The organism is Synechococcus sp. H55.2 (genome assembly GCF_047462495.1).
Lineage (GTDB): Bacteria > Cyanobacteriota > Cyanobacteriia > Thermostichales > Thermostichaceae > Thermostichus.
Genome location: NZ_JANSJH010000037.1, coordinates 15,302 through 21,204, shown reverse-complemented (window position 1 = coordinate 21,204; position 5,903 = coordinate 15,302). Strand labels below are relative to the sequence as shown.

The window sequence follows — 5,903 nt, the reverse complement described above, 5'->3', positions numbered from 1 at the left end:
TGCCCAGCTTGCCTTGCAAACCCTCTCAGGGCGTCTTGCCGAAGTTGTCTTGGAACTGAGGCAGGAGCTGAGAGAACTGAGGCAGCGTCAGGCTGAATCGGATCAACGTTTTGAGGTTCTCCTTGAAGAAATCCGCTTCTTGATCCGCAACCAGGGAGGGGAGCGACCGTAGGCCAGCTTCCCCACTGAGGCTTTCTTCCGAGGCAGGGATCGCCCGCTCAAGGCTGTGTGAGGTGGGTCGGGAAGGGGAAAAAGGCGGGGGATTCTTGAAGTTTGCTCCCGATTTGAAATAACCCTGATTTTGCGAGCCGATCGGATCCCAGACAGATTGGCTATTCTGGAGATAGAGCTGGCAGACCCGGATCCCGATCGACATCCATAACAACCCGAACGCCAAAGCTGGTGGGAGGCGCAGATGGCTGACTACAATCGCGGCATCATGAAGTTCAAGGGGGCAGACAGCCCAATTGTTGTTTTGATCTCGGCAGGAATTGTGGCCGGGGTGGTCTCGGCCTTGATCTGGTGGGCTCTGCACTTTGCTTACGTGGCTTGAGATCTCAGCTTATTCCGCAAGCCAAGGGCAGTCTTTCCTGCACTGTCAGCCTTCCAGACGAGGTAGAAGGTTGGGATGAGGCTGTCGTGCAGCGCTTGCGGCAGTCTCTGCAGCACTGGTACCGCGACCACGGGCGGGATCTGCCTTGGCGTCGCAGTCGGGATCCCTATGCCATTTGGGTTGCGGAGGTGATGTTGCAGCAGACCCAGGTGGCGACGGTCATCCCCTACTTTCAGCGCTGGATGCAGGCCTTGCCCAAGATCCCGGACTTGGCGGCAGCCCCCCAGCAGCAGGTGTTGAAGCTATGGGAGGGCCTGGGCTATTACCGCCGGGCGCTGAACTTGCACAAAGCCGCCCAAATGTTGGTGCAGGAAGGCAACGGCGAGTTTCCCAGGGATCTGGAGCAGGTGCTGGCGCTGCCGGGGATCGGGCGCACCACGGCTGGCGGCATTCTCAGCGCTGCCTTCGATCAGCCTTTGCCGATTTTGGATGGCAACGTCAAGCGGGTGTTGGCTCGCTTGCTGGCTTTGCAGCAGCCTCCGGCCCGGTGTCTGCCTCTGTTGTGGCAGCTTTCTGAGCAATTGTTGGATCCCGTGCAGCCGCGGACTTTTAACCAGGCCCTGATGGATTTGGGAGCGACTGTCTGTCGTCCCCGAAAGCCTCGCTGCGGCCAATGCCCTTGGCAAGGAGATTGCGCCGCCTACAATCGAGGTCAACACCAGCAATTGCCTATGTCTGCACCCCGTACCCCTCGTCCTCACAAGCAAATTGCCGTTGCCATTGTTCTGCGGGGAACAGAAATCCTCATCGATCGACGGCTGGAAAGCTCCATGCTCAGCGGGCTGTGGGAGTTTCCCGGAGGAAAAATTGAGCCGGGAGAAACGGCTGCCGAGTGTGTAGTCCGAGAAGTGAAAGAAGAAATCGGTATCGATATCGAGGTGGTGGCGCCCTTAGCCACCATCGAACATGCCTACACCCATTTCACCATTACTTTGATCGCTTTTATCTGTCGCTACTTAGGCGGAGAAGCCCAAGCCCTGCAATGCAGCGAGGTGCGCTGGGTCAGCCCGGCGGATCTGTCGGCATTTCCCTTCCCGGGGGCCAATCAAAAGTTGTTTCCTCACTTGTACGCTTGGTTGGCCGAGCGGGGCAACTCATGGGAACACACCTAATCCGCCAAATGGCTTAGACCCTTCTGGAACCCCTGCCCCAAGACATTCGATAGGATGGTAGGTGTCCCGCTGCGGTGAGCTACGGATATGCTGGTTACTCTGGAAAAAGCTGGGGAAATTCTGGCCAAGGGATCCCATACCGCTATCCCGACCACAGATGGCAAGATCGCGCTGGTGCCCAAGGGAAAAGAAAACCTCAAACTAACGGCCAACGAAGCCATCAACCTCATGTTTTATGTCGTCCGCTCTGCTGAGCCCGCAGAGACGGTGATGGCCCAACTGGAGGAGGCAGTCTCCAAAGCCAAAGCCCCTGATCCCTTCGAAGAACGGGCCAGAAAATATCGAGAAATTCGTGGCACTTGAAGGGGCAGATCCCTCTGCCAGCTTGAGAGGTACTCCCCAAAGAAGGTTAGAAGCAGGAAGAGCTGAGGGCAACCAACTTTCCATCGCTGGTCCACCCCAGCAGCATCGGTTCCTGCGGTTGAATAGCCTGGCCAGTGAGAGCACAGCATTGGGCTTGATGGGCTGTGGCCGGGAAGCTGGCCCGAATATCCTCAGGGCTAAGGGTGGCAGCTCCCTGAGAATGACGCAGGACATAACTCCAAAGAATTTCCCGTATTAGAGCCTGGTAGCCCTGATTTCCGGCCAGCGCCTTCAGTCGCTGCTTCAGCTCACGCTCTAGCCGAATGCTGGTTACCTCCATCTGGGTCGTGGCAGTGGGAGAATTGGCACGGATGGGCATGTAGGGATCCTCCCTCGCAAGGTCTATACTACTTTTGTAGTATAGCCAGCTTTCTGCCTGAGCAGAATGACCCCGGTCAAAAGGGTTGTGGGCCATGGTTGAGTTGATCCCGTCCCGTCGCCGTGCCTTGGAGCACCTACTGGCTCGTCTTGGATTTAGGGATCCTGCTGTGTTGGCACAACTGCGCTGGGATCTGCTGGATCAGGCTCTGATCCACCCTTCTCTGGACAGCCGGCGGAACAACGATCGGCTGGAGTTATTGGGGGATTCTGTCCTGCGGATTCTGGCCACAGAATTCTTGTTTCAGTCCTATCCCCACTTGTCGGTGGGAGAGCTAACCGCAATTCGCTCCGACTTGATCAGCGATGCTCACCTGGCGGAACTGGCAGACCTGCACGGCCTAGATCGTTACCTGGAGGTGGGATCCAGCTCCCAAAACGACCTGGTCGGACGGGGTCGGCGGCTGGCGGATGCCTTCGAGGCTTTGCTGGGGGCTTTTTATCTCAGTTGGGGTATTTACACACTGCCCAGGCTGCATCCCTGGCTGGATCCCTATTTGCGCCGGCGAGTGGAGCAATGGTTTCAAGACCCCACTCGACGCAACCCCAAAGCAGCCTTACAAGAACTCACCCAACGCCTTTGGGGCAGTCTGCCGGAGTATCGCCTGGTGGTCGCCCAGGAGCATCCGCCTCAGTTCACCATGGAAGTCTGGGGGCAAGGACGGTGCTGGGGCCGCGGTGAAGGTCGCTCAAAAAAAGCTGCAGAAATGGCTGCCGCTGCCCAGGCCTACGGGCGCTTGCAGTCGGAGGAGACATGAGAGGCAATCACCCCTACGAGCTGGCCAGTTGGTTGTTTTTGCTGGGGAGCAGCCTGTTTGCGCTGGGCGAGGTGATAAACCTGGGCAGTGACCCATCTCTGTGGGATCCAGCAGCTCCAACCCTTCTCAACCCAAAGGTTGTCCAAGCCCTGCTTGGGATAGGCGCCAGTCTCCTGTTCGTCGTAGGCAGTGCTCTGTTTGTCCTCGATGCTCGTCGCCGTTGAAAGTGAGCAATCAAACAAGAGGCTTGGCTTGCTAGTGAGGACTTCGGCCAGCTACAGGAGCTACCGCAACAGTTCCATCCGCACTGCTTCTACATATTCCAGCAACTCTGGGGATCCCGTGCCTGCAGCCTGCCACAGTGTCAAAGCACGGCCCAGATCGGCAGCGGCACCGGCCCTATCCTCTCCCTGATAGGCGCGCGCCATGCCGCGGTGGTAGTAGCCCTCGGCTTGCTGCGGCTGCACCTCGATAGCTCGGCTGAAATCCTGAACGGCCAAGTTGAAGTCGCAAATGCTGGCCCACATCAGGCCGCGATGGACATAGGCATCGAAAAGATCGGCAGGGCTTTGGTTTTGCTCGGCCAGTTCAATAGCCAGGTGCGACACATCAAACGCCGATTCCAGATGTCCTTGTTCCGCCCAGATGCGAGAGCGCAACAAGTGGAGTTGGGGGTTGCGATAGGCAATGCGATCCAGGGGGGACAACGTTGCCAAAGCCTGCTCCAGCTCCCCAAAATACTCGTGTTGAATCCTGGCCTTGAGCAAGTAAGCTTCAGACAAATAGGGATCCAAAGCAATGGCAATGTCCAGATCCCGCAGCGCCAAGCTCAGCAGGTGGTCAACAGCAGTCGCCTGGTCTGGCTCGGCCAAGGCCAAGGGAGCGCCCTGCAACCGATCCCAGAAGTACCGAGCCCGCTGCAGATAGAGCTGCGCGTTCCCCGGCTCCTGTTCAATGGATTGGGTTAGCCACGCCAGCTCATGGCGAACATCCACCTGGGCAGAGAATAGAGAGAGAGATGACGGCAGAGAGAGCTCCCCAGCTTCCAGAGACACTTCAGTGGCAGAACCCCACTCTTGACGAGACGAGACCAACCAGCCACATTCGCCGCCCAAACACAGCCAAGACAGCAAACCCAGAAGCGCCGATCCGGAGAACAAAAGACTGGGCCTCAGCATGGATCCCACCCCACGAACTAGCTTGAAGTAAAGAGTTGCCTCTAAGCTAGTTCGCCACAGCCGCAGTGTCCAGACTTTCAACAATGCCTGTCCTGCCCCAACCCTCGGCAACTCCCCCCTAGGGGAGCCTGCCGCCGGCCAGATCCACCAACTCCACGCGACGATTCTTTGCCCGGCCCTCGTCAGTGGCGTTGCTGGCAACAGGAGCGGAGAATCCCACACCAACCGGATAGAGTCGGCGCTGCTCAATGCCAAGCTGAACCAAGCGGTTGACCACAGCTTCGGCCCGACGCCGCGAGAGGCCAAGATTGTAGTCGAAGCTGCCGGTTGCATCGGTATGGCCGACCACGAGGATGCTGAGGTCGGCGCGCTCGCGCATCAGCTTGGCGATCTCGGCAAGGGTGGGCTCGGCAGCCGCTTCGATTTGATCCGAGTCATAGGCAAAGAGAATGCCGTAGAGAGCGATCCGGCCATCGCGGCTGATGGCTTGATCCAGCTCGCTGCTGGTCACCAGTTCCAGGCGCTGCTGGCGAGTCTTGACATCGATGACATCCACCCGCCCCAGGGTAATCCCGGTCGGGATCCGTCCACTGCCGCGCGTGACCTCCCAGTCATCGGTATTGACCACAAAGTAGGCGCTTACGAATCGCTCATCGCCTTCGGGCGACTTGCCACGTGCGGCTAAATAGGCAGCAGTGTTTTCTCTCGCGTTCTGGAACGGCCACTGCGCCCGTTCTTCCGGCGTGCTGTAGGTGCCCTTCATATCGAGGATCTCGTGGGCAATCTGGTTGTTGTAGCCGAGGGTCTCGATCTCCTCCCCTAAGCCGGAGAAGAGGATCTCAAAACCAGACTCTTTCAGTTCGGTTTCGTAGTTGCGCAGCGCCTCTAGGGGGGCAACCCGCTCCGGCAATCGGTAATAGGTTGTGATGCGGCGCCCCTCAACAGTTTGAGACCGATACGGCTGCACAGCTCCCATCGCGCCACTGAAGACGATTTTCTCAAGGGCAAACTTGAGGCGGTCGTAGTCGGCCCGCGATTGAAACACAATGCTGGAGCCGGCAAAGCGCTTGAGCCCCGGCGGATCCGCCGTTCCTGGCAGATCGGCCCGGGCTGGCCCCGCATTGACAAGCAGCGCTGTTAGCAGAGCGAAGGCAAAAGGTTGTAAACCTACGCGAAAAGACATAGCCACTCCCTGGTTTTTCCAAAGTCGTTACGGGGCCATTGCCTAGAAGTTTAGCTTGAAAATGCAAAGAGATTAAATACGAACTTTAACGTTTATGTGCTAGTTGCGAATAAGCCTTTACAAACGGGTTGTTGCACCTGAGCCGGAGTTAGATTTTCTACAGGAGGGAAGCGACCATGAGACAAGACTACACCCACTTCGCAGCGCATCTCCGACTACCGCTCAGCTCGTCTTCAGAGGTTGATGTTCTTTGAGGAA

General features: G+C 57.8%; 8 protein-coding genes. 5 read left to right on the top strand and 3 right to left on the bottom strand.

The features are described from left to right. Nucleotides 1–415: 415 nt before the first annotated feature. The 3 genes from NW844_RS06365 (at nt 416) to NW844_RS06355 (ending at nt 2,088) form a co-directional block, all read left to right on the top strand. On the top strand, nt 416–553 hold the full coding sequence (locus NW844_RS06365; RefSeq protein ID WP_414334446.1) for a hypothetical protein: 138 nt from the start codon (nt 416–418) through the stop codon (nt 551–553). Between the two features lie 86 nt (nt 554–639). Beyond that, nucleotides 640–1,725, top strand: a complete 1,086-nt coding sequence (gene mutY / locus NW844_RS06360; protein WP_414334444.1) for an A/G-specific adenine glycosylase — start codon at nt 640–642, stop codon at nt 1,723–1,725. An 87-nt stretch (nt 1,726–1,812) separates the two neighbouring features. After that, the gene (locus tag NW844_RS06355) at nt 1,813–2,088 is read left to right on the top strand and encodes a hypothetical protein (RefSeq protein WP_414334442.1); all 276 of its coding nucleotides are present in this window, start codon (nt 1,813–1,815) and stop codon (nt 2,086–2,088) included. A 46-nt stretch (nt 2,089–2,134) separates the two neighbouring features. Here NW844_RS06355 and NW844_RS06350 read toward each other — a convergent pair whose 3' ends face one another. Then, a complete protein-coding gene (locus NW844_RS06350; protein WP_414334441.1) occupies nt 2,135–2,467 on the bottom strand; it encodes a hypothetical protein in 333 nt (110 codons plus the stop codon). Nucleotides 2,468–2,561: 94 nt separating this feature from the next. On the opposite strand from NW844_RS06350, the gene rnc reads away from it, so the two are divergent. After that, complete coding sequence (rnc, locus tag NW844_RS06345) at nt 2,562–3,284, top strand: ribonuclease III (RefSeq protein WP_414334440.1); 723 nt, start codon at nt 2,562–2,564, stop codon at nt 3,282–3,284. Then, on the top strand, nt 3,281–3,508 hold the full coding sequence (locus NW844_RS06340; protein ID WP_414334439.1) for a hypothetical protein: 228 nt from the start codon (nt 3,281–3,283) through the stop codon (nt 3,506–3,508). The genes rnc and NW844_RS06340 overlap by 4 nt, the downstream gene beginning before the upstream one ends. Nucleotides 3,509–3,568: 60 nt before the next feature. Here NW844_RS06340 and NW844_RS06335 read toward each other — a convergent pair whose 3' ends face one another. Both NW844_RS06335 and NW844_RS06330 read right to left on the bottom strand, forming a co-directional pair. Continuing rightward, entirely contained in the window at nt 3,569–4,546 is a 978-nt protein-coding gene (locus NW844_RS06335) for a hypothetical protein (protein ID WP_414334437.1), read from the bottom strand. Nucleotides 4,547–4,580: 34 nt separating this feature from the next. Then, nucleotides 4,581–5,645: an OmpA family protein gene (locus NW844_RS06330; protein WP_414334436.1), complete on the bottom strand. Its 1,065-nt coding sequence runs from the start codon at nt 5,643–5,645 to the stop codon at nt 4,581–4,583. Nucleotides 5,646–5,903 lie beyond the last annotated feature (258 nt).